The following is a 24,269-nucleotide window of genomic DNA, read 5'->3' on the forward strand; positions in this document are numbered from 1 at the left end:
CCGTGCCATCGCGCAGTGATCAGAAAATTGAAATTCAAGGGCTGACGCTGAGGTCGCCGAAAATGCGTTCGATGCGGACCCGAGCGTCGGTCGCCTCGCTCACCGCCTGGATGTATTGGGTGCGAGCGCTGATCAGCGTGCGCTGGGCGTCGAGCACGTCGAGGAAGCCGAACTTGCCCATTTCGAAACCGCGAGTGGCGCTGTCCACTGCACTTTGCGCGGCGGGCAGGATGGTCTGGTTGAACGCCTTGATTTCGCCATTGGCGGTCTGCCATTGCGCAAGCGTGGTCTGGATCTCGGTGCGCAAGCGAAGCTCGGTGGCGTTGCGCAGGTCCCGCGCCTGATCGGTACGCCGCGCGGCCGCCAGCACGTTGCCCTGATTGCGGTTGAACAACGGAATCGGCATCGACAGCCCGACCACATTGACCCGCTCGCGCTCGGTTTCACTGTACTGGCTGCCGATGCTGACGGTGAGATCGGGTATCCGCTGGGACTTTTCCAGCCCCAGCGACGCTTCGCGCTGGTCGATCTGCAACCTGGCCAGGCGCAGCTCCGCCGTTTCATTCAGACGCTCAAGCAAACGGGTAGGCGGCGGTACGCTGGGCAGGCTTTGAGTCGAGGTCTGCACCGTGGTCGACGTCGGCAACGGTGCGCCCATGACCTGTGCCAATTGCTGGTACGCATTGGCCTGATCGCGCTCCGCGCGGCTTAGCTCCAGGCGCACTTCCGAGAGCTGCACCTGGGCGCGCGTGCCTTCCACCGGCGACGACTTGCCCGCCTCGATCCTCCCCTGCGCCACACGCAAACCGTGCTCGGCGAGTTGCTGCGACTGCCGGGCCAGTTGCAAACGTTGCTGCGCGGTCTGCGCACCGTTGAACGCTTGAAGCACGTCGGCACGCAGTGCGTTGCGCTTGCGCTCCAGTTCGATGCCGGCGGCATCCTGCGCACGACTCGCCACATCAATCCGCGCGCCACGCTTGCCGCCCAGCTCGATCGGCTGGCTGAGCATCACCGTGGTGGTGCGCGACTGGCGCCGGGTGTCCTCGGCCTCCCACGAAACCTCGGGGTTGGGAATCAGCCCGGCCTGCTTGCGGTCACCTTCGGCAATGCCGATTTCCCACTGTGCAGCGGCCAGATCCGGGTTGCTGGCGAAGGCGGTTTGCAGGGCCTGATCCAGGGTCAGGGTCGAAGCACTGGCAAGGCTTGTACAGGCCAACAACAAGAGGCCGCTGGCGGTTTTTTTCAGGCGTGATCGCGCCGTCAGTTCTATTAAACCGGGCAATGGAAGGCTTCCTTTAATCAAGAATCGTTGATTGCGCCACGGTAGGGTTTTGAACTTATCGACAAGGTGACGTGAACATTACAAATCCGTTATCCACGGTTTATCGAAGTTGTTTTGCTCTAGGATTCGAAGTTCGAATGGCTTTGTTGTAATACATAGAAACAAATGCACGTTAGTTATCCGCCGAACAGCACTTGCCGAAATCGAAGTCATGAGAAATTCGCTTTTCTGCTGTGACAGGCTGTCGCGGATGGCCGACTTAAAGGCCTCAGGCGTTGACTCTGTAGCCACTACAGCCTTTACCGTGCACGCCATTGAGTTATTGAAAGCGTCCGGAAGCCCCTACAAAAACAACAACTTTCCCGGCCACCTTAATTAATTATCCATTGAATAAAAGTGGTGATAAATCATGCGAATCCTTGTCGTCGAGGACGAGCTTAAAGCTGCCGAATACTTGCATCAGGGTCTGACCGAAAGTGGTTATATCGTTGACCACGCCGTCAATGGCGCTGATGGTTTGCACCTGGCACAACAACAGGTTTATGACCTGATCATTCTGGATGTGAACCTGCCGGAACTCGACGGTTGGGGTGTGTTGGAACAACTGCGTCGCACGCACTCCACCCGGGTGATGATGCTCACCGCACGCGGGCGGCTGGCGGACAAGATCCGGGGCCTGGATCTGGGTGCCGACGACTATCTGGTCAAGCCGTTCGAGTTTCCGGAACTGCTGGCCCGGGTGCGCACCCTGATGCGCCGTAGCGAGAACATTCCAGTGCCGCAGGTGCTCAAGGTCGGCGATCTGGAGCTCGATCCGGGCCGTCACCGGGCGTTTCGTGGCCAGCAGCGCATCGACCTGACCACCAAGGAGTTCGCCCTGTTGCATCTGCTGATGCGCCAGTCCGGCGAAGTGCTGACCCGCACCCAGATCATCTCGCTGGTGTGGGACATGAATTTTGACTGCGACACCAACGTGGTCGAGGTCTCGATCCGCCGCTTGCGAGCGAAAATCGACGACCCATTCGACAGCAAACTGATCCATACCCTGCGCGGTGTCGGCTATGTGCTGGAGGCACGGGAATGAAGCCGGTCAGCCTGTCGCTGCGGCTGGGTCTGACAGTCAGTACTCTCGGTGCGCTGCTGGTGGTGTTCCTGGCGATCCTCGCGTATTTCGCCCTGACCCATGAACTGAATGCGTTGTCTCGGGACAGCCTGGAAAAGAAGATGACGCAAGTGGAACACAGCCTCTCGCTGTACATCGATACCAATGAAGTCAGTGGCAAGCCGCACATTCTGCTCGATCAGGTCATGGGGCATGACAACCTGACGCTGACGATTTATGACCGCGGCCGTTTGCGCTCTCCGCTGCTCAAGTCAGGGTCAGGATTGACGGACCCACGGATTGAATTGAAAGCAGTGCGGGCGACGACCGATCAGTTGACCTACACCGACAGCGTCGATGCTGAAGGCGCGAAGTTTCTCACCGCCTCGAAGCTGATTCGTCTGAAGGACGGCAGCAACGTGCCGGTGCTGTTGTCGATGGACAATGCCCACGACCAGGCCTTGCTCAGCGCCTACCTGCGCTCGACGCTGATTGCCTTGCCGTTGCTGCTGGTGTTCATCGGCCTGACCGCCTGGGGCGCGGTGCAGCGCGGACTGGCGCCGCTGCGCGAGTTTCGCAAAGTGGCGGCCCGGGTGACCACCCAGGACCTCGACCATCGGCTGTCAGTAGTGAACATGCCTCAGGAGCTCAGCGAACTGGCGCAAGGCATCAACGTGATGCTCGATCGCCTGGACAGCGGCGTGCAGCAGTTGTCGCAGTTCTCCGATGATCTGGCCCACGAACTGCGTACGCCGATCAACAACCTGATGGGCAAGGCTCAGGTCACGCTGTCGCGGGAACGCTCGGTCGAGGAATACACCGACGTCCTGGTGTCCTGCACCGAAGAACTGGAGCGCGTTGCACGGATTGTCTCGGACATGTTGTTTCTGGCCCAGGCCAGCCAGCCGATGGCGCACGCGTCGTTCGAGTCGATTGCACTGGAAGACGAGGCGCTCAGGGTGGCCGAGCTGTTTTCCCTGTCGGCGCAGGACAAACAGATCCAGCTGAAGGTGGTCGGCAGCGCGCAAGTCTCTGGCGACCGACTGATGATCCAGCGAGCGATATCGAACCTGCTGTCCAACGCCCTGCGCCACTGCCCCGCCGGCAAACCCGTTTCACTGTTCATCGAGCAGGCGCCGACACAGGTGGCACTGCGTGTGAGCAATCCCGGCGCAGGCATCGAAGCGCAGCACTTGCCGCATCTGTTCGACCGCTTTTACCGTGTCGACAGCAGCCGCACCCGCTCGCAGGGCAGCACCGGTCTCGGGCTGGCCATCGTACGCTCGATCATGAGCCTGCATTCGGGCACCGCGCAGGTGCAAAGCCGCCCGGGGGCAATGACGGTATTCAGCCTGGTGTTCCCCGTGCTCGCGCAAAAGCATTAAACCCTCAAACAGATTTGTGCGGTGTTTTCTCAATCTCCATCAGAAAACTCACCGCACAAGTGCGCCATACATCCATGTAGTCCCTTCAGTGCGATTTTGCGTCGGCTTTGCGATGAAACGTCTGACAAGGACAGGAAAAAAACTTCGCAGACGATTGGTTCATGATCGTTTCGCTCGCCTTATCGCACACCGCTCACCCCCTCTAAAACAAGCCTTTGCGGTGATCCTGAGGCGTCTATTCAAGATTTATCAGTACGTATTTCGGCGCGGGTAAAAACCGCGAACGGAAACGTCTGGACATTTTTGACCCCGCCGTCGCTGCCCTCTTAGATTCGGCTCGTGCTTGCAAACAGCACACCCAAACAACAACCAAGGAGAAACCTCATGGGCTACATGGGCAGCTGGAACGCAAACCCTATCGATGAACTCGACGAGCAGGAAACACCCTCGGCAGAGCAGATTGAAGCACTGCAATTGACCGAGGAAGAACAGGCGGAACTGAACGCCGAGTGACAAGACCCGCGGGGGCCTCGCGCCCCTGCGGGCTTTCCAGGAGGGAAATCATGGACAAGACAAGGATGGCCGAGCGCGAGCTGACGGCCGATCAGGCAGAACGACGGATTCATGCCGAGCTTTCACTTCTGGGCCTCACACCGTTAACCCGCACACTCGGCCGCAAGGTCGTTGCCGTTCAGGCGAGTCTTCACGGCAGCGACAACCGTCATGCCCGTGGCTGCGGCAAGGGTTATGCGGATCAGGCACACCTGGGCGCGCTCTATGAAGCGCTTGAGCATTATTGGACGGATGAACGTCATGCCTTCGATGTTCACCACGAGACGGAACGCTATTTCAAAGACACGCCGATCTTTGCCGATGACTCGCTTCTGCACAGGCTCACCTGTCAGCAAAATGTACGCATACCCTGCAGGACCTATGTCTGTCCGCCGTGGCATGGCCTGTTTTCCTACCCGGTGGCGCTGACCTCGCCCAACGGTTCACGTCAGTACTCGCCACCGGGCACGGCCGACTACCGCGCCGTGCAACGCTATGCCAGCAACAGCGGCACTGCCATCGGCGCCACTTGCAGCGAAGCAATGCTGCACGCCACCAACGAATGCATCGAGCGCGATGCCGTGTCGCTGTTTCTGCTCAATCATTTCTATTACGAGAATCACCCGCCACTGCAGCGGGTGGCCCGCCTCGGTGACGGCGACGAACTCGGTCGCTTGTGGGCCGATGCCGAGCAGGAAGTCGGCAGCGAAATCGTGCTGGTGGATATCAGCAGCGAATTCAAGGCACGAACCTTTTTGGCATTTACGACGAAGCCGACGCCACATCCACAGGTATACGGCAGCGGCTGTTCCCTTGACCTACGTCACGCCGCATGGCGAGCGCTCACTGAGCTGGCGCAATTGCAGCTCAGCGCCGCCGAGCCCGAATACCACCAAACGCTGGTCAACGCGCTGCGCAACCTGCAGCCCTTTCCGCGTCTACTGCGTTGTGCGCAATTCGACCCGCAGACGCTGTTGCATCGCAGCCCGCAACACGAGGTGACGCTGCCCGGCGTTGGTGAGGACATGTCCGTAGACGATCAACTTCACTTGCTGACTCAAGACCTGCAAAGCCACGGCCGTACGCTGGGCACTTCGATCCTGAAGCAAACCAAGCTCGGCACAACCCTGATCAACGTGGTGATACCCGGACTGGAGAGGTTCTTCGTGGTCTCCAGCGGCAACGTGGTCATCCCTCAGGCCCGGGGCCGTGCTCTGGAGAGAGCAGCCCCATGAGCCGACTCGATCGCACCCGGGAACTGGCACTGGCCCGCTCCATGCCCCGTCACCTGAACGAGAACGGTGGCGTCGGCCATTACCTCGAACCGCCAGGCAGCGGGCTGCACCACGTTTTTTTCCTGCGCCTGAACGATCAGGTCTGGGTCGGCCGCAAACTCCTGCAACGTGACCGGCACTTTCGATGGCAGGCCAGCAGCGCACTCAAGCCCGGCATGCTGCTGGGCCCGCATCTCCATTCACTGTGGGGTGACGACGGTTTGTCGATCGGCTTTCGAACAGTTTCTGCCGAGAAAAAAACGCAAATCTTCGAGCGTGCATTCCGCCAGGCTGACAGCGAGATTCTGTTCCCGTTTCCGATACTCGACGCTGCCGGACGGGAAGCGGTCTGCCCGGCGGACTTCTGGCAATGCAGCCCGGTACTGGCCGAACAGCTGAACACCGACGAACAACACTTGCGCGCATATTGCGCCGGATTGCTCCAGGCGATCACCGCAACAGGTGCACTGATTTACGACCCCGCCTGCTCGACGGGCGAGTTCATTACCCATCTCGCCCGCGCCCTCCCCGACTGCCTGTGCCTGGGGACCGATCGCTCAGCCTCGATGATCGAACACGCTCGACAAACTCATGGGAGAACGTCTGTCGAGTTCCGTTTGCTCGATGCGAGTGAGGCTTTTGATGCCGGAATTCACTGCGATGTGCTGATCCTGCGTTTCCTGAATGCGGAAGTCTTGACCCGCCGTGAGGCCCGGGCCGCATTCGAGTCGCTCATCCGATGCGTCAAACCTGGCGGCACGATCCTCGTCTTTGGTCACACGCCGGTGCTGATCCCTGTCGCCTGGCTCGCTGCCACCCACCACCTGCAACTGGAATCCAGCGTTGCAGCGCGCCCGGGACAGGTCGAACTGTTCCAGTTCTATCGTCTGAAGGTCCTGCCAGCATGACGTTTTCCCTGCAAGGCAGAGGCTATTACCCGACCGGCGATGGCCATCAACTCTACTGGGAACGCCATGGCATTGCAGGAGGCGAACCGGTGTTTTTCCTGCATGGCGGCCCCGGTGGGCGCATCAGCCGCCATCATCTGGACTTCTTCGACCTGCGTCATTTCGACATCATCCTGTTTGACCAGCGCGGTTGCGGGCGCTCGACGCCTTACGGCGAACTGCGCAACAACACCACAGGGCTCTGCGTCGAAGACATCGATGCCCTGCGCCAGCACTTCGGCTTCGAAAAAATCAGTGTGCTGGGCGTTTCGTGGGGCAGCTGGCTGGCGATCCAGTACCAGCAGCGCTATCCGCAGCACCTGCTGAAAACCACACTGGTGTCGGTGTTCGTCCCATTCGCAGCCAATGTCCGGTCATACGATCAGGCACTCAACGACGGGTTGGCACAATCGCCTCAAGCGACGTCAGGCCATCGCGCCAGGGACATCTACCGGATACTCGGTGAAGGCTGCCCATTGCAACAGCGTGTCGCCGCCATTGAATGGTTGAATGGGGTTTTGCGCCGTACGGGGCAGACGGTTTGCCCCGGCACGCTGGAGCGTTTCGTCGATCAGGAAGCAGTGCTCGCGATCCGTCTGGAGCTGCATTACCACCTGCAAGGCTATTTCTTCCAGCCAGGGGACCAGGGCCTGACCCTCGATGACAACACCCTGCTGATCCAGGGCATCCGCGATACCTTCGGCATGGCCAGCATGCGCTGGCTCAGGCAACGCATGAACATTCACTGTCGTTTGCTGCACGCCGGGCACAACGCCTTTGAAGGCGCCATCCTCAAAGCCGTACGCCGGGCGGTGAAACGTGAAATCGAGGGCTGAAAAAAACGGCACCCGAAGGTGCCGTTCTGTTCCCCCAAAACGCTTACTTGCGTGCCGCCTCCCACGACTTGAGCAGTTCGTTGTAGCTCACGGTTTCGCCTTTCGGTTTCTCGTTGGCCAGTTTTGGTTTAGGTGCGCCAGGCTGATCGAACCAGTATTGCGCGTCGCGCTCGGGGTTCATTTTCGGGGCGCAGGTGGCCTGGGCCTTGGAGCGTTCCAGACGGGTCATGATCGCGTCCTGATCCTTGGCCAGACCGTCGAGCGCCTGTTGCGGGGTCTTGTCGCCGCTGGCGGCTTCGGCGATGTGGCTCCACCACAGTTGTGCCAGACGTGGATAGTCCGGCACGTTGGTGCCGGTCGGCGTCCATTGCACCCGGGCCGGGCTGCGGTAGAACTCGACCAGACCACCGAGTTTCGGTGCCAGGTCGGTCATGGCTTGCGAGTTGATGTCCGACTCGCGGATTGGTGTCAGGCCGACGATGGTTTTCTTCAGCGACACGGTTTTCGAGGTCACGAACTGCGCGTACAGCCAGGCCGCGAGTTTCTGCTTCTCAGGCGTGGACTTCATGAAGGTCCAGGAACCTACGTCCTGATAACCCAACTTCATGCCTTCTTCCCAGTACGGTCCGCGCGGCGACGGCGCCATCCGCCATTTCGGTGTGCCGTCGGCGTTGACCACCGGCAGGCCCGGTTTGGTCATGTCGGCAGTGAACGCGGTGTACCAGAAAATCTGCTGGGCGATGTTGCCCTGGGACGGTACGGGGCCGGACTCGGAGAAGGTCATGCCCGCCGCTTCCGGTGGCGCGTAAGCCTTGAGCCAGTCCACATACTTGGTCGTGGCGAACACCGCGGCCGGGCCGTTGGTGTCGCCGCCGCGGGTCACGCTGGAGCCCACCGGATGGCAGTCCTCGACGCGGATGCCCCACTCGTCCACCGGCAAGCCGTTGGGCAGGCCCTTGTCGCCGCCACCGGCCATGGAGAACCAGGCATCGGTGAAACGCCAGCCCAGCGACGGGTCTTTCTTGCCGTAGTCCATGTGCCCGTAGATGCGTTTGCCGTCGATTTCCTTGACGTCTTCGCTGAAGAACTTCGCGATGTCTTCATAGGCGGACCAGTTCACCGGCACGCCCAGCTCATAACCGTACTTTTCCTTGAACTTGGCTTTGAGGTCGGCGCGTTCAAACCAGTCGGCGCGGAACCAGTAGAGGTTGGCAAACTGCTGATCGGGCAATTGATAGATCTTGCCGTCCGGTGCGGTGGTGAAGGAAATGCCGATGAAGTCCTTGATGTCGAGGGTCGGCGAGGTGAAGTTCTTGCCTTCGTTGGCCATCAGGTCGGTGATCGACTCGGTCTTGCCGTAGCGAAAGTGCGTACCGATCAGGTCCGAGTCGTTGACCCAGCCGTCGTAGATGTTCTTGTCCGACTGCATCACGGTCTGCATTTTTTCCACGACGTCGCCTTCTTGCAGCAGGTCGTGGGTCAGCTTGATCCCGGTGATTTCGGTGAAGGCCTTGGCCAGCACCTTCGATTCATATTCGTGGGTGGTCAGGGTTTCGGAAACGACCTTGATTTCCATCCCGCGAAACGGCTCGGCGGCCTTGATGAACCACTTCAGTTCTTCGAGCTGCTGATCGGCCGTCAGGGTCGACGGCTTGAACTCGCTGCCGATCCATTTTTTTGCCGCGTCTTCGTACGCATCAGCCCAGGCGGTTGCGCTCAAACCGCTGAGTGCCAGCATGGCTGCCAATGAAATGCTATGTCGCAGCTTATTGTTTTTGTCGAACATAGAGACCTCCTGTTTAAGTTCTGGAGCACGATTGCCGAGCGATTCGACTAGCCCCAACGCATCACAGCCAACAGCCACACCAGGGACAACGCGGACGCTACCCAGATGCTCCAGTCGGTCACGCCGATTACCAGCAGGTGCAGGTAGGCGCTGCCGAGAAGACCGATGAACAAGCGATCGCCACGGGTGGTGGCAATCGGCAGAAACCCTCGCCGCAGGATGCTCGGCGAGCGCAGTTCCCAGGTGGTCATGCCCACCAGGATCAAGCCAATCACGATGAAAAATGCCGCCGTCGGGACGGTCCAGCTCATCCATTCCATCATCAGCTCCTCAGACCCGGCCCAGGGCAAAGCCCTTGGCCACGTGGTTGCGAACAAACCAGATCACCAGCATGCCCGGCAGGATGGTGAGCACCCCCGCCGCCGCCAGCACGCCCCAGTCGATACCGGACGCCGACACCGTACGCGTCATGACCGCCGCGATCGGCTTGGCGTTCACCGAGGTCAGCGTGCGTGCCAGCAGCAGTTCGACCCAGGAAAACATGAAGCAGAAAAACGCTGTCACCCCGATCCCGGAGCCGATCAGCGGGATGAAGATCTTCACGAAGAACTTGGGAAAGCTGTAGCCGTCGATGTAGGCGGTTTCGTCGATTTCCTTGGGCACGCCGGACATGAACCCTTCGAGAATCCACACCGCCAACGGCACGTTGAACAGGCAGTGCGCCAGTGCCACCGCGATGTGGGTGTCGAACAGACCAATCGACGAGTACAGCTGGAAGAACGGCAGCAGAAACACCGCCGGCGGCGCCATGCGGTTGGTCAGCAACCAGAAGAACAGGTGCTTGTCGCCGAGAAAGCGATAACGGGAAAACGCATAAGCCGCCGGCAACGCCACGCTCAGGGAAATCACCGTGTTCAGGCTCACGTAGTACAGCGAGTTGAGATAACCGGTGTACCAGCTCGGATCGGTGAAGATCACCTTGTAGTTGTGGAAGGTGAAATCCTGGGGAAACAGCGTCAGGCCGCCGAGGATTTCGGTGTTGCTCTTGAACGACATGTTCAGCAGCCAGTAGATCGGCACCAGCAGGAACAGGATGTAGAGCAGCAACGGGATCACTTTTCTCTTGCTCATGGCCGGGCCTCAGCGGTTGGCGTCGCTATGGGTCATGGCGGTATAGAACAGCCAGGACACCAGCAGGATGATCAGGAAGTACACCAGCGAAAAGGCTGCCGCTGGCCCCAGGTCGAATTGGCCTACGGCCATCTGGGTCAACGTCTGACTCAAGAAGGTCGTGGCATTGCCCGGCCCGCCGCCGGTGAGCACGAATGGCTCGGTGTAGATCATGAAACTGTCCATGAAGCGCAGCATCACCGCGATCAGCAGCACGCTTTTCAGCTTGGGCAACTGGATGTGCCGGAACACCGCCCAGGCCGAAGCCCGGTCGATCCGCGCCGCCTGGTAATACACATCGGGAATCGCCCGCAGCCCGGAGAAACACAGCAGCGCCACCAGCGAGGTCCAGTGCCACACGTCCATCACCAACACCGTGACCCACGCATCCATGGTGTTGGCCGCGTAGTTGTAGCTGATACCCATGGCGTTGAGGCTCGAACCCAACAGGCCGATGTCCGCACGACCGAAGATCTGCCAGATGGTGCCGACCACGTTCCATGGAATCAGCAACGGAATCGCCAGCACGATCAGCACCACCGACGACCAGCGGCCCTTGGTCGGCATCGTCAGGGCGATGGCAATCCCGAGGGGGATTTCGATCAGCAGCACGCACGCCGAATAGATGAACTGGCGCAGCAACGAGTCGTGCAGACGCGGATCGAGCAGCACTTGCTTGTACCAGTCAGCGCCGACGAAGTAGCGGCTGGACTGGTCGAAAATGTCCTGCACCGAGTAATTGACCACGGTCATCATCGGGATCACCGCACTGAATGCCACCAGCAGGAACACCGGCAACACCAGCCACCAGGCCTTGTTGTTCTGCACCTTGTTCATGGCTGCACCTCTTCGCTGGCTTCGAGCAGGAACTCATCGGCATAGACCATCAGCCACTGCGCCGGGAAACTGATGTACGCCGTGCCCTGCGGCACCGGTTTGTCTTCGGCCAGGCGCACTTTCAGCGGTGCACCGTCCAGATCCAGGGTCATGATCTTGTAGGTACCGAGGTCTTCGACGTGTACGACTCGCGCCTGCATCGCGTCATCGAACGGCTCGTCCCACACATGGATGAACTCGGGGCGGATGCCGACCTTCAGGTTTTTCCACTGGCCATGCTCGATATGCCGTTGCAGCGCGTCGGACAGCGGCAGATGGGTCGAATTGAAACCGACCCCGCCCGGTTGCGGCTGCACCTCGATCAGGTTCATCCCGGGGCTACCGATGAAGTAGCCGACAAAGGTGTGGCTCGGCCGCTCGAACAACTCCCGAGGCGTGCCGAACTGGACGATCTGGCCGCCGTACATCACCGCGATCTTGTCGGCGAAGGTCGAGGCCTCCAGTTGATCGTGGGTGACGTAGACCATGGTGATGTTGAACTGCTCGTGGATCTGCTTGAGCTTGCGCCGCAGTTTCCATTTCAGGTGCGGGTCGATCACTGTCAGCGGCTCGTCGAAGAGGATCGCCGAGACGTCGTCGCGCACCAGACCACGGCCCATGGAGACTTTCTGTTTTTCGTCAGCGGTCAGGTTGCGTGCCTTTTTGCTCAACAGGTTTTGCAGGTCGAGGACTTCGGCGATTTCCTGCACCTTGCTGTGCACTTTCGCCTCGGCCATGCCCTGATTGCGCAGCGGGAAGGCCAGGTTATCGAACACGGTCATGGTGTCGTAGACCACCGGAAACTGGAAAACCTGCGCGATGTTGCGTTTCTCCGGGGTCAGGTCGTTGACCGCTTTGCCGTCGAACAGTACGTGGCCCTGAGACGGGCTGAGCAGGCCGGAAATGATGTTGAGCAAGGTCGACTTGCCGCAACCCGATGGCCCGAGCAAGGCATAGGCGCCGCCCTGCTCCCAGATGTGGTCCATCTCGCGGATCGCATAGTCCTCGGGCCCGGCGGGAGTGCTGGTGTAACTGTGGGCGAGGTGTTGCAAACGGATTTCGGCCATCAGGCAACCCTCGCGACACGCCGGCCCGGTGCCTGCACCAGACGACCCTGCGCATCGAACACAAACAGTTTATGGGTCGGGATATAGATGCGGATCGGCGCATCGACGTCGTATTCGTGAACGCCCGGCAAATGCAGCACCAGCAGGAAATGCTCGTTGCGCACGTGCAGGAAGGTTTCCGAACCGCTGATCTCCGCCACCTCGACGGTCACCGCCAGTTCCAGGTCGTCGTCGTTGCTCGGCACCAGCGAGATATGGCTTGGACGCACACCGAAACGGAACTCGCCTTCGCCCACCGGGCGCAGATCGACGTTCAACGGGAAGTGCACGAAGTTGGCGAAACTCACTTCATTACCGGCGATGCGTCCCGGCATCAGGTTGATCGGCGGCTCGGAGAACAATTCAGCCGCGAGCACCGTTTGTGGCTGGTGATAGACCTCGGTCGACGGGCCGCTCTGGATCACCCGGCCTTCGTGAAGAATGGTGGTGGTGCCGCCCAGCGCCAGCGCTTCGTTGGGCTCGGTGGTGGCGTAGATGGCGATGGTGTGGCGCGCCTTGAACAGCTCGCGCATTTCCTGGCGCAGTTCTTCGCGCAGTTTGTAGTCGAGGTTGACCAGCGGTTCATCGAACAGGATCAACTCGGCATCCTTGACCAGCGCCCGGGCCATGGCCGTGCGCTGTTGCTGGCCACCGGAGAGTTCCAGCGGATAGCGCTTCAGGAACTTCTCGATGCGCAGCATCTTCGCGGTTTCCTGCACCTTGCTCTGGATCTGCTCGTTGGAGATCCCGGCCTGGCGCAGCGGCGAGGCAATGTTCTCGAACACCGTCATGGTCGGGTAGTTGATGAACTGCTGATAGACCATCGACACGTTGCGCAGACGCACCGGGCGTTGGGTGACATCGACGCTGTTCATCAGGATCCGGCCGCTGTCGGGCTTGTCCAGACCGGCCATCAGGCGCATGAGGCTGGTCTTGCCGGACAGCGTGCGCCCGAGCAGGACGTTGAAGGATCCAGGTTCGAATTTCAGGCTCGCATCGTCGATCCAGGTCTGGCCCTCGACGGTGCGGCTGACGTGCTCCAGGGTGAGTGACATGGCTCGGCCTTTTTATTATTGGAGTCAAGCGACGTGTGCAGTAGAGCGACATTCGTGCCAGAAATCCCAAGCCTTTGATTCGCCGCGAAAATCGCCGAAAGCACGGGCAAACCACCTTCATTGCTGAACACATTTGAACAGTTCAACGATTGACAATGAACAATAGTGAACAACACTCTATCGATGCTTTTCAGGTCCCGAGGGGCCTCATAACAATAATAAAAACGCTGCTTTCAGAGGCTGACTGTCATGGCCGCACCTGTCCCGCCGCTTTCCCACGAGGCCATCGTTCAGGACTCCTGGTCCCGTTGCCGCGCCTTCGGCCTCAAGCATCAAAGCGTCCCGGCGTTCGATCAGTTGCCCTCCGCCGGCATCGCCCGGTTGCTCGACAGTCACCATTCGCTGGTGCAGACCACCCACCAGGAAGTGCTGCCGTACTACGAGAACATCCTGAGCAATTCCAACTGCCTGATCATGCTGGCCGACAATCAGGGCCAGGTCCTGACGTCCTGGGGCACCCAACGCTTTATCGAGCCGAATCTGGCGCGCGGCTTTCAGGCCGGCGCGAGCTGGATGGAACGCTCGAGCGGCACCAATGCAATCGGCACGGCGCTGGCCTGCGAGCAGGCGGTGCACATCGAGCACGACGAGCACTTCCTCAAGGCCAACCGTTTCATGACCGGCTCCGCCGCACCGATTTTCAACGCCGAGCGCAAGGTCATCGCCGTGCTCGATGTGTCCAGCGACAGTTACCTGCCGCCCTCCCACACCCTAGGCATGGTCAAGATGATGAGCCAGACCGTGGAGAACCGGCTGATCCTCAACCTGTTTCACGGCCAGCACTTTCAACTGACCTTCAACACCGGGTTGAACAACCTCGACAGCCAATGGGCGGGTCTGCTGATTTTCGATGAAAGTGGTCAGGTACTGTCGGCCAACCGCCGGGCCGACAATCTGTTGGGTGTGCGGCTGTCGCGGGTGAGTGTCGAAAGCCTGTTCAAAGTGTCGCTACTGGAATTGCTCAATCAGCCTGACGGCTTGCCGTTTTCCTTGCAGACGTCGGGCCGCAACCGATTCCAGTGCCTGTTGAAACGGCCTAAACAGGCACCGATTCAGGCGCGGGTGTTCGCTGAAGCCAAAGCCACCGAACCGACAGTCGCCGCCCCCACGGCCATCAGCCTGAGCACCCTGCACTTCGGCGACAGCCGCGTGGAAAAAGCCGTGCGTCAGGCCGAACGCCTGCTGGAGAAAGATATTCCGCTGTTGATTCACGGTGAAACCGGGGTCGGCAAGGAAGTGTTCGTCAAAGCCCTGCATCAGGCCAGCTCTCGCAGCAAACAGGCATTCATCGCCGTGAACTGCGCAGCGATCCCCGCCGAACTGGTGGAGTCAGAACTGTTCGGCTACGAGAAAGGCGCCTTCACCGGTGCCAACCAGAAAGGCAGCATCGGCCTGATCCGCAAGGCTGACAAAGGCACGCTGTTCCTCGACGAAATCGGCGACATGCCGCTGCCAACCCAGGCCCGCCTGCTGCGGGTGTTGCAGGAGCGTTGCGTGCAACCGGTGGGCAGCAGTGAGCTGTTCCCGGTGGATCTGCGGATCATCTCCGCCACCAACCGCTCGTTGCGCGAGCAGGTGCAACTGGGGCGGTTTCGCGAGGACTTGTACTACCGCATCGGCGGCCTGACTCTGGAGCTGCCACCGCTGCGCGAACGCAGTGACAAGCAAGCGCTGTTCAAGCGGCTGTGGGAACAGCATCGCGAACCAACGCAATGGGCGGGATTGAGCCGCGAAGTATTGGAATTGTTCGACCGTCACCCGTGGCCGGGCAATCTGCGGCAAGTCAGCAGCGTGATGCAGGTGGCGCTGGCCATGGCCGAAGAGCAACCGGTAAGACCTGAGCATCTGCCGGATGATTTCTTTGTCGATCTGGAGATGGAGCCGCTGGATACGCCAGAGCCCTTGGGGATCGATCTGAATGACAGTGAGGCGTTGAATCGGGAGTTGCAGGCGGCCGGCGGCAATATTTCCCATCTGGCGCGGCGATTGGGGGTCAGTCGCAATACGCTCTACAAGCGCTTGCGCCAGGCTGAGTGATCGTGGGCCGAAGGCACGTCAAATCGTCGCTCCCACATTAAATTTTCGTCATCTGCGGTTTCGTCCACGACACGAATCCCCCGTGGGAGTGAGCCTGCCCGTAATGACGCCAGTGCGGCCATCAAAAACCATCCAGCCCACCCATTGACCACACCGACCAGACTGTGACGAAATGTTTCAGCTTTTCGCTGCATACCTTTGATCCAGACACCTCCCTCCTCCTGCCCCTCACAGGACACGCTCTTTGACCAACATCTGCACCACCGGCCTTGATACCGGCTTTGCCTCTCTCGATTACCTGCAAATCGGCATCCTCGGCATCATTCAAGGCATCACCGAGTTATTGCCCGTTTCCTCCACCGCCCACATGCGCATCGTCCCGGCCCTGCTCGGCTGGCCGGATCCCGGCTCGGCGTTTTCCGCCGCCATGCAGATGGCTGCACTGGCGGCGGTCATCAGTTACTTCTGGCGAGACGTGAGGCAGGTTGTCAGCGGCAGTGTCGAGGCTGTGCGGCAGCGCGATTTCAACAATCAGTGGTTCATCCTGGCGGTGGCCATCGTACTGGCGACCATTCCCATCGGTATTGCAGGCCTGGCCTTGTCCTCGACGCTCAACGCCTGCAACTCGCCGTTGCGCGGTTTGATGGTGATCGGGATTTCCTGTGTGGTGATGGCGATTCTGCTGGCAATCGCCGAGCTCACGTGCCGCCACCGTCGCACAGTGGGCGAAATGCGTTTGCGTGATGCGCTGATCGTTGGTATTGCGCAAATCGGAGCGCTGATTCCGGGCGTTTCGCGCTCCGGCTCAACGCTGACGGCGGCGCTGTTCCTCAATTTCAAACGTGAAGAAGCGGCACGCTTCTCCTTCCTGCTCGGATTGCCGGCCATCGCGCTGGCGGGGTTGAAGGAGTTGTGGGTGTTGTTCCATGCACAACTTCCGGCGCAAGCCTGGGCGCATCTGATCTTCGGTCTGGTGGTGGCCAGTATCTCGGCGTTCTTCGCGATCTGGGGTCTGATGCGCTTTCTGGAGAAGTTCTCCACCTGGCCTTTCGTGATTTACCGCGCAGTGCTCGGGATTTTCCTGATCGTCGCCGTCAGCACCGGGCTGTTGAGCTAAGGCTCGCCACAAAAAACAAAACCCGCCTGGTGCGGGTTTTGTTTTTTTGGCTTCGTACAACACACATTACCGGCAGGTCGGTTCAGCACTCGTGGCGGATACGGCCCCCAATGTACGCAGCCCGACCAGCACCACTACCAGCATCGCCAGCCCCGCGAAAATGGCGACGCCGAAACCGGCCCGAGCGCCATAGGCATCAATGATCAAACCCGAGAGCAAGCCACCCAGAGCGACGCCGATGCTGATGCCAGTGGTCATCCATGTCAGCCCTTCGGTGATCCTCGACGGCGGGATGATGATCGTCCCCAGCTTCATGACCACGACCATCGTTGGCGCAAACGATATGCCGGCGATAAACAGCATCGCCGAGAGGACATAAACGTCAGGTGAGAACAGCGGCAATACGCCTGTGATGGCCGTGACCAATATCCCGATAAAGAACTGCTTTTCTATCGGCAGGGAAACCCTCAAGGCACCGAACGTCAGGCCCGCCACCAGTGAACCGAACGCATAGGCGGCGAGGATGAAGGTCGCAGAGGCAGGCCAGCCTTGCGCATTGGCGAAGGCGACAACGGCGACATCGATCGAGCCTCCGATTGCGCCCATCGCCAACAGCGCCAGCACGATGGTGGGAACGCCGGGAATCCGCAGGGTTGAACCCGTATGCCGCGTATGACCCACAACAACTTTGGGTTCGGTCTGACGCTGCAGGAGAAACGCCGTCACCCCGACGGCCAGTAGCCCGACCGCGACAAGCGGCCCGGCTTCGGCAAAGAAGCTCACGCTCAAACCGATCGCCAAGGGTGGGCCGACGATGTACGCGAGTTCGGTCAGCACCGTATCCAGAGAGAACGCCGTGTGCAGCTGCGGCTTGCCCCGGAACAATTGCGTCCAGCGTGCCCTGATCATCGACGGCATGCTCGGCATGGTGCCCGCCAATGCAGCCAGAATAAAAAACAATGCCGCCGGCGCCCTCATATGGACGGCGAAGATCAGCGCCAGCAGCATGCCGATGCTGAACGTCGTCACGACAGGCAGCACACGGCTTTGGCCACGCTGATCGACGAGTTTCGAGATGTACGGGCCGATCAGTGCATTGGCGAGGGTAAACGTACCGGCGACTGCACCGGCCAGCCAGTAGACACCGGTTTGCTCCACCAGCATGGTAATGATGCCAATGCCGATCATTGCCTGCGGCAATCGCGCAATAGAACTCGCGAGCACCAACCCCGTTGCGCCGGGGGTTGTCAGGAGTTCGCGATAGTGGTTTGCCATGATGTCTCCATTCCATAAACGTCGCCGACCAGCATCCCGCTGCAAGGGCTGCAGCCCATGTTGGCCGCGTCAGACATCAAGACCTACGCGCAGAGCAAAAGCAACCACCGCCTGAACAGCAGAAAAACAAAAACCCGCACAAGGCGGGTTTTGTTTGTAGCAATCACAACAATCAGTCAGCCAGACGCCAGGTCGTACCGCCCTTGCCGTCTTCCAGCACCACGCCCATGGCAGTGAGCTGGTCGCGGATGCGGTCGGATTCGGCCCAGTCCTTGCCGGCACGTGCCGCCAGACGTGCAGCGATCAGCGCGTCGACTTCAGCCGCATCCACGCGCCCTTCGGCGCCGGCTTGCAGGAAGTCATCGGCTTCGAGCTGCAACACACCCAGCACGCTGGCCAGTTCTTTCAGGCGCGCCGCCAGACCGGCCGCCGCATCGAGATCGCTCTCGCGCAGACGGTTGATCTCACGCACCATCTCGAACAGCACCGCGCAGGCTTCCGGCGTGCCGAAGTCGTCGTTCATCACCGTGGTGAAACGCTCGACGAACGCTTCGCCGCCAGCCGGAGCAACGTTCGGCAGGCCTTTCAACGCGTGGTAGAAACGCTCCAGTGCGCCCTTGGCGTCCTTGAGGTTGTCTTCCGAGTAGTTGATCGCGCTGCGGTAGTGGCTCGACACCAGCAGGTAACGCACGACTTCCGGGTGGTACTTGTCGAGCACGTCGCGAATGGTGAAGAAGTTGTTCAAGGACTTGGACATCTTCTCGCCATTGATACGGATCATGCCGCAATGCATCCACGCGTTGGCGTAGGTCTTGCCGGTGGCCGCTTCGCTCTGGGCGATTTCGTTTTCATGGTGCGGGAACTCGAGATCGCTGCCGCCGCCATGAATGTCGAAGGTCTCACCGAGGCAGCAGGTGGACATCACCGAGCACTCGATGTGCCAGCCCGGACGCCCGGCGCCCCACGGTGATTCCCAGCTTGGCTCGCCCGGCTTGACGCCTTTCCACAGCACGAAGTCCAGCGGATCTTCCTTCGCTTCGTCGACCTCGATCCGCGCACCGATGCGCAGGTCTTCGATCTTCTTGCGCGAGAGCTTGCCGTAACCCATGAACTTGCCGACGCGGTAGTACACGTCGCCATTGCCCGGGGCGTAGGCGTAACCCTTGTCGATCAGGGTCTGGATCATCGCGTGCATGCCTGGGATGTGATCCGTGGCGCGCGGCTCCATGTCCGGCTTCTTGATGTTCAGGCGCGCTTCGTCTTCGTGCATCGCCGCGATCATGCGCTCGGTCAACGCTTCGAACGACTCGCCGTTCTCGTTGGCCCGGTTGATGATCTTGTCGTCGATGTCGGTGATGTTGCGCACGTAGGTCAGGTCATAACCGCTGAACCGCAACCAGCGGGTCACCAGGTCGAACGCGACCATGCTGCGGCCATGGCCCAGGTGGCAGTAGTCGTACACGGTCATCCCGCAGACGTACATGCGCACCTTGTTGCCATCCAGCGGCTTGAAGACTTCTTTGCTCTTGGTGAGCGTGTTGTAGATCGAAAGCACGATGGTTCCTTAAGACTTGATCACTGGCCCCACGAATCACGCAGGGTCACGGTACGGTTGAATACCGGCTGACCTGGTTTCGAGTCCTTGATATCCGCGACGAAGTAGCCTTCGCGCTCGAACTGGAAACGGTCTTCCGGCTGTGCGTTGCCCAGCGAAGGCTCGGCACGACAACCGGTCAGCACTTGCAGTGAGTCAGGGTTGATGTTGTCCAGGAAACTCGCGCTGTCCTCGGCCTTCTCCGGGTTCGGAGAACGGAACAGGCGATCGTACAGACGCACTTCGCACTCGATGCTGGCAGCGGCCGGCACCCAGTGGATCACGCCCTTGACCTTGCGGCCTTCAGGGTTCTTGCCCAGGGTGTCCGGATCGTACGAGCAACGCAGTTCGACGATGTTGCCGTCGGCGTCCTTGATCGCTTCGTCGGCACGGATCACGTAGCTGCCGCGCAGACGCACTTCGCCGTTCGGCTCCAGACGCTTGTAGCCCTTTGGCGGCTCTTCCATGAAGTCATCGCGGTCGATGTAGATTTCACGGGCGAACGGCAGCTTGCGCACGCCGAGTTCTTCTTTCTGCGGATGACGTGGCAGTTCGAGGTTGTCGACCTGGTCTTCCGGGTAGTTGGTGATCACGACTTTCAACGGACGCAGCACGCACATGGCGCGCGGGGCGTTCGCGTCCAGATCCTGACGGATGCTGAATTCGAGCATGCCGAAGTCGACCACACCGTCGGAACGGTTGGTGCCGATCATGTCGCAGAAGCTGCGGATCGACGCCGGGGTGTAGCCACGACGGCGGAAGCCCGACAGCGTGGACATGCGCGGATCGTCCCAGCCGTTGACGTGCTTTTCATCGACCAGTTGCTTGAGCTTGCGCTTGCTGGTGATGGTGTAGTTCAGGTTCAGACGGCTGAATTCGTACTGACGCGGGTGCGCCGGCACTGGCAGTGCGTCGAGGAACCACTCGTACAGCGGACGATGGCTTTCGAACTCCAGGGTGCAGATCGAGTGGGTGATGCCTTCGATGGCGTCCGACTGACCGTGGGTGAAGTCGTAGTTCGGGTAGATGCACCACTTGTCACCAGTCTGATGGTGATGGGCGTGGCGGATGCGGTACATGATCGGGTCGCGCAGGTTCATGTTCGGCGAGGCCATGTCGATCTTGGCGCGCAGTACGCGGGCACCGTCCGGGAACTCACCGGCGCGCATGCGGGCGAACCAGTCCAGGTTCTCTTCCACCGAACGGTCGCGGAACGGGCTGTTCTTGCCCGGCTCGGTCAGGCTGCCGCGGTATTCCTTGGCCTGTTCAGGCGTCAGGTCGTCGACGTAGGCCTTGCCGGCCTTGATCAGTTCAACGGCCCAGTCGTGCAACTGGTCGAAGTATTGCGAGGCGTAGCGCACTTCGCCGGACCACTCGAAGCCCAGCCATTTGACGTCGCTTTCGATCGCGTCGATGTATTCCTGGTCTTCCTTGGCCGGGTTGGTGTCGTCGAAACGCAGGTGCGTGACGCCGCCGAACTCCTGGGCCAGGCCGAAGTTCACGCAGATCGACTTGGCGTGGCCGATGTGCAGGTAGCCGTTGGGCTCAGGCGGGAAACGGGTGACGATCTGCGTGTGCTTGCCCGAGTCCAGGTCTGCCTGGATGATCGGCCGCAGGAAGTTGACCGGCACGGCAGGGCCGGACTTGGCATTCGAGGTAGGGTCGACAGTGGGCTTGCTCATTAGGATCCTTGACTTACATGTGCGCGGCCGCAAAGAGGGGCCAGACAAAACAAAGCCGCTATCATAGCCGATGCTGTCAAGGGGCTGACAGAGCAGGCCTTAGAAAGGAGCGCATTTAATCGCAGGGATTTGAAAAACAGCCTCGAAATTCGCGCCTGTCACGCTAAACTGCGCACCTTGGCCGAAGCAGGCTGAACCGGTTGCGGGGCCTGAGGCTCCAAAACCACGAATTCCTTATAAAGAGTACTGACCATGACTCAAGTCAAACTGACCACCAACCACGGTGACATCGTCATCGAACTGAACGCTGAAAAGGCCCCGATCACCGTGGCCAACTTCATCGAGTACGTCAAAGCCGGTCACTACGAAAACACCGTTTTCCACCGTGTCATCGGTAACTTCATGATCCAGGGCGGCGGTTTCGAGCCAGGCATGAAGGAAAAGAAAGACAAGCGTCCAAGCATCCAGAACGAAGCCGACAACGGTCTTTCCAACGACAAGTACACCATCGCCATGGCACGCACCATGGAGCCGCATTCGGCTTCCGCGCAGTTCTTCATCAACGTGGCCGACAACAGCTTCCTGAACCACAGCGGCAAGAACGTTCAAGGCTGGGGCTACGCGGTATTCGGTAAAGTGACCGCCGGTACTGATGTTGTCGACAGCATCAAGAAAGTCTCGACCGGCTCCAAGGCTGGCCACCAGGACGTACCAAGCGACGACGTGATCATCGAGAAAGCCGAGATCATCGAAGCGTGATATTGCTGATTTCAGACTTGCATCTGGAAGAGGAGCGCTCGGACATTACTCGGGCGTTTCTGGATTTGCTCGCCGGACGCGCCCGCTCGGCGAGTGCGCTGTACATTCTGGGCGACTTTTTCGAGGCGTGGATTGGCGACGATGCCATGACCCCCTTCCAGCGTTCCATCTGCCAGGCCCTGCGCGAACTCAGCGACAGCGGCACGGCCATATTTCTGATGCACGGCAATCGCGACTTCATGCTCGGCAAGGCCTTCTGCAAAGAGGCCGGCTGTACGCTGTTGAAGGATCCGAGTGTCGTGCAGTTTTACGGCGAGCCGGTGCTGCTGATGCACGGCGACAGCCTGTGCACCCGCGACGAAGCCTATATGAAGCTGCGCCGCTATCTACGCAACCCGCTGAGCCTGTTCATCCTGCGCAACCTGCCCTTGCGCACCCGCCACAAACTGGCGCGCAAACTGCGCAGCGAAAGCCGGGCGCAGACGCGGATGAAGGCCAACGACATCGTCGATGTCACGCCGGAGGAAATTCCGCGGATCATGCAGGAATACGGGGTGAAAACCCTGATTCACGGGCATACCCACCGACCGGCCATCCACAAGTTGCAGATCGGCGATCAGGCCGCGAAGCGGATTGTGCTGGGGGATTGGGATCGTCAGGGCTGGGCGTTACAGGTGGATGAGAACGGGTTTGGGTTGGCGCCGTTTGATTTTGCACCGCCGCCTTCACTGCCCGCCCCTGCCACCGTTTGATGATCGCTCCCACGCTCTGCGTGGGAACGATCTTGCAAACTTAATGGCCGCTGGCCGCCGGGCCTGCCTTGGCAGCAAACGGCGGCTTCGCCAGCCAAACAATCAAGATCAACCCCATAAACCCCCACCCCAGCAGCGTGAAGTAATCCACGGTGGAGAGCATGTACGCCTGACTCGTCAGCACATGATCAAGCTGCGCATACGCCGGATTACCCGCCCCGCCCAGGTTGTTCAGCGCCTCCCGGGTCGCCGGCTCATAGGTGCTGATGCTTTCACTCATGTAGGCATGATGCTGATCCGCCCGGCGAATCCAGATCCAGGTGGTCAGCGACGCTGCAAAGCTACCGCCCAGTGTCCGCAGGAACGTCGCCAGACCGGCGCCGTCAGCAATCTGGCTCGGCGGCAGGTCCGACATCAGGATGCTCAGGGTCGGCATGAAGAACAGCGCCACGCCAATCCCCATGAACAGTTGCACCAGCGCGATGTGCTGGAAGTCCACTTCGTTGGTGAATTCGGCGCGCATGAAGCAGCTCAGTCCGATCGCCAGGAACGCCAGCCCGGCCAGCAGTCGCAGGTCGAACTTGTGCGCGTACTTGCCGACAAACGGTGACAGCACCACCGGCAGAATCCCGATCGGCGCCACCGCCAGCCCGGCCCAGGTCGCGGTGTAGCCCATCTGGGTCTGCAACCACTGCGGCAGGATCAGGTTGATGCCGAAGAACCCGGCGTAACCCAACACCAGCACCAGTGTGCCGATGCGGAAGTTGCGGTGGGCGAACAGGCGCAGATTGACCACCGGATGCTGGTCGGTCATCTCCCAGATCACGAACACCGCCAGGGCAATCACCGAAATGGCCGCGCCAATGATGATGAAGTTCGATTCGAACCAGTCCAGGTCGTTGCCCTTATCGAGGATCACCTGCAAGGCACCCACGCCGATGATCAGCGTGATCAGCCCGACGTAGTCCATCGGTTGACGGCTGGTGACCACGGGGCGTTTCGCCAATTGCGAACGCACCACCATCACCGCGAACACGCCAATCGGCACGTTGATGAAGAAGATCCACGGCCAGCTGTAACTGTCGGTGATCCAGCCGCCGAGAATCGGGCCGGCAATCGGCGCCACCACCGTGACCATCGCCAATAACGCCAGGGCCATGCCTCGCCTGGCGGGCGGATAGACCGCGATCAACAGCGTCTGGGTCATCGGGTACAACGGCCCGGCCACCAGCCCTTGCAGGACACGGAAGCCGATCAGTTCAGGCATCGAGGTGGAAATACCGCAGAGGAACGAGGCCAGCACAAACAGCATGGTCGCCCAGAGAAACAGCTTCACCTCGCCGAAACGCCGGCTCAGCCAGCCGGTGAGCGGCAGCGCGATGGCGTTGCTCACGGCGAAGGAGGTAATGACCCAGGTGCCCTGCTCCGAACTCACGCCGAGGTTGCCGGAAATGGTCGGCAGCGCCACGTTGGCGATGGTGGTGTCGAGCACTTGCATGAAGGTCGCCAGCGACAGGCCGATGGTGCTGAGCAACAGGCTGGGCGGCGAAAAAGAGGCGTTATTGCTCATCGCGAATCCTTTGGAGCCGAATTTTTTGGAGCGGGGACGGGCGCCGCGCCCG

The 24,269-nt window shown here is 60.2% G+C and carries 21 protein-coding genes; 10 read left to right on the plus strand and 11 right to left on the minus strand.

The genetic code is table 11. The annotated features are described in order from the left end of the window. Positions 1-34 precede the first annotated feature (34 nt). On the minus strand, positions 35-1,282 hold the full coding sequence (locus IF199_RS19135; RefSeq protein WP_192558407.1) for a TolC family protein: 1,248 nt from the start codon (positions 1,280-1,282) through the stop codon (positions 35-37). Between the two features lie 409 nt (positions 1,283-1,691). On the opposite strand from IF199_RS19135, the gene IF199_RS19140 reads away from it, so the two are divergent. The 6 genes from IF199_RS19140 to IF199_RS19160 all read left to right on the plus strand — a co-directional run bounded on the left by IF199_RS19140 (position 1,692) and on the right by IF199_RS19160 (position 7,378). Continuing rightward, entirely contained in the window at positions 1,692-2,366 is a 675-nt protein-coding gene (locus tag IF199_RS19140) for a heavy metal response regulator transcription factor (protein WP_192558408.1), read from the plus strand. Beyond that, on the plus strand, positions 2,363-3,769 hold the full coding sequence (locus IF199_RS19145; protein WP_192558409.1) for a heavy metal sensor histidine kinase: 1,407 nt from the start codon (positions 2,363-2,365) through the stop codon (positions 3,767-3,769). Before IF199_RS19140 ends, IF199_RS19145 begins: the two co-directional genes overlap by 4 nt. Positions 3,770-4,153: 384 nt before the next feature. Continuing rightward, positions 4,154-4,282, plus strand: a complete 129-nt coding sequence (locus tag IF199_RS30475; RefSeq protein ID WP_279612876.1) for a hypothetical protein — start codon at positions 4,154-4,156, stop codon at positions 4,280-4,282. A 50-nt stretch (positions 4,283-4,332) separates the two neighbouring features. Further along, positions 4,333-5,556: a YcaO-like family protein gene (locus tag IF199_RS19150; RefSeq protein ID WP_192558410.1), complete on the plus strand. Its 1,224-nt coding sequence runs from the start codon at positions 4,333-4,335 to the stop codon at positions 5,554-5,556. Positions 5,557-5,597: 41 nt separating this feature from the next. Then, entirely contained in the window at positions 5,598-6,503 is a 906-nt protein-coding gene (locus tag IF199_RS19155; RefSeq protein ID WP_244142404.1) for a class I SAM-dependent methyltransferase, read from the plus strand. After that, the gene (locus IF199_RS19160; protein WP_192558412.1) at positions 6,500-7,378 is read left to right on the plus strand and encodes an alpha/beta fold hydrolase; all 879 of its coding nucleotides are present in this window, start codon (positions 6,500-6,502) and stop codon (positions 7,376-7,378) included. Before IF199_RS19155 ends, IF199_RS19160 begins: the two co-directional genes overlap by 4 nt. Before the next feature lie 43 nt (positions 7,379-7,421). Here IF199_RS19160 and IF199_RS19165 read toward each other — a convergent pair whose 3' ends face one another. From IF199_RS19165 to IF199_RS19190, 6 genes are read right to left on the minus strand one after another with little or no spacing between them, the layout of a single operon-like run. Beyond that, the gene (locus IF199_RS19165; RefSeq protein ID WP_192558413.1) at positions 7,422-9,164 is read right to left on the minus strand and encodes an ABC transporter substrate-binding protein; all 1,743 of its coding nucleotides are present in this window, start codon (positions 9,162-9,164) and stop codon (positions 7,422-7,424) included. A gap of 47 nt (positions 9,165-9,211) precedes the next feature. Further along, a complete protein-coding gene (locus tag IF199_RS19170) occupies positions 9,212-9,484 on the minus strand; it encodes a DUF2160 domain-containing protein (RefSeq protein WP_039767461.1) in 273 nt (90 codons plus the stop codon). 10 nt (positions 9,485-9,494) lie between these two features. Further along, positions 9,495-10,295, minus strand: coding sequence for a carbohydrate ABC transporter permease (locus tag IF199_RS19175; RefSeq protein WP_085732164.1), 801 nt, complete (start codon positions 10,293-10,295; stop codon positions 9,495-9,497). Positions 10,296-10,304: 9 nt separating this feature from the next. Then, positions 10,305-11,171 carry a carbohydrate ABC transporter permease gene (locus tag IF199_RS19180; RefSeq protein ID WP_007981247.1) on the minus strand — a complete coding sequence of 289 codons (867 nt, stop codon included), beginning with the start codon at positions 11,169-11,171 and terminating at the stop codon, positions 10,305-10,307. Next, positions 11,168-12,277, minus strand: a complete 1,110-nt coding sequence (locus tag IF199_RS19185; protein ID WP_102622487.1) for an ABC transporter ATP-binding protein — start codon at positions 12,275-12,277, stop codon at positions 11,168-11,170. Before IF199_RS19185 ends, IF199_RS19180 begins: the two co-directional genes overlap by 4 nt. After that, positions 12,277-13,371 (minus strand): ABC transporter ATP-binding protein, encoded by a 1,095-nt coding sequence (locus IF199_RS19190; RefSeq protein WP_192558414.1) that lies wholly within the window; start codon positions 13,369-13,371, stop codon positions 12,277-12,279. The genes IF199_RS19185 and IF199_RS19190 overlap by 1 nt, the downstream gene beginning before the upstream one ends. 249 nt (positions 13,372-13,620) lie before the next feature. Between IF199_RS19190 and IF199_RS19195 the strand changes: the two genes are divergently transcribed. Both IF199_RS19195 and IF199_RS19200 read left to right on the plus strand, forming a co-directional pair. Next, positions 13,621-15,468 carry a sigma-54-dependent Fis family transcriptional regulator gene (locus IF199_RS19195; RefSeq protein ID WP_192558415.1) on the plus strand — a complete coding sequence of 616 codons (1,848 nt, stop codon included), beginning with the start codon at positions 13,621-13,623 and terminating at the stop codon, positions 15,466-15,468. A 244-nt stretch (positions 15,469-15,712) separates the two neighbouring features. After that, a complete protein-coding gene (locus IF199_RS19200; RefSeq protein WP_096822281.1) occupies positions 15,713-16,585 on the plus strand; it encodes an undecaprenyl-diphosphate phosphatase in 873 nt (290 codons plus the stop codon). Positions 16,586-16,651: 66 nt separating this feature from the next. Here IF199_RS19200 and IF199_RS19205 read toward each other — a convergent pair whose 3' ends face one another. The 3 genes from IF199_RS19205 to IF199_RS19215 form a co-directional block, all read right to left on the minus strand. Next, positions 16,652-17,860 (minus strand): MFS transporter, encoded by a 1,209-nt coding sequence (locus IF199_RS19205; RefSeq protein ID WP_192558416.1) that lies wholly within the window; start codon positions 17,858-17,860, stop codon positions 16,652-16,654. A gap of 172 nt (positions 17,861-18,032) precedes the next feature. Continuing rightward, entirely contained in the window at positions 18,033-19,415 is a 1,383-nt protein-coding gene (gene cysS / locus IF199_RS19210) for a cysteine--tRNA ligase (protein WP_096822283.1), read from the minus strand. 20 nt (positions 19,416-19,435) lie between these two features. After that, on the minus strand, positions 19,436-21,136 hold the full coding sequence (locus IF199_RS19215) for a glutamine--tRNA ligase/YqeY domain fusion protein (protein ID WP_096822284.1): 1,701 nt from the start codon (positions 21,134-21,136) through the stop codon (positions 19,436-19,438). 252 nt (positions 21,137-21,388) lie between these two features. Here IF199_RS19215 and IF199_RS19220 point away from each other — a divergent pair, with 252 nt between their 5' ends. Both IF199_RS19220 and lpxH read left to right on the plus strand, forming a co-directional pair. After that, the gene (locus IF199_RS19220) at positions 21,389-21,895 is read left to right on the plus strand and encodes a peptidylprolyl isomerase (RefSeq protein WP_096822285.1); all 507 of its coding nucleotides are present in this window, start codon (positions 21,389-21,391) and stop codon (positions 21,893-21,895) included. After that, positions 21,892-22,647 (plus strand): UDP-2,3-diacylglucosamine diphosphatase, encoded by a 756-nt coding sequence (gene lpxH / locus IF199_RS19225; protein WP_192558417.1) that lies wholly within the window; start codon positions 21,892-21,894, stop codon positions 22,645-22,647. The genes IF199_RS19220 and lpxH overlap by 4 nt, the downstream gene beginning before the upstream one ends. Before the next feature lie 40 nt (positions 22,648-22,687). Here lpxH and IF199_RS19230 read toward each other — a convergent pair whose 3' ends face one another. Continuing rightward, positions 22,688-24,217 (minus strand): DHA2 family efflux MFS transporter permease subunit, encoded by a 1,530-nt coding sequence (locus IF199_RS19230; RefSeq protein ID WP_096822287.1) that lies wholly within the window; start codon positions 24,215-24,217, stop codon positions 22,688-22,690. Positions 24,218-24,269: the final 52 nt, after the last annotated feature.

Origin of the sequence: Pseudomonas allokribbensis (genome assembly GCF_014863605.1) — a bacterium.
Lineage (GTDB): Bacteria > Pseudomonadota > Gammaproteobacteria > Pseudomonadales > Pseudomonadaceae > Aquipseudomonas > Aquipseudomonas allokribbensis.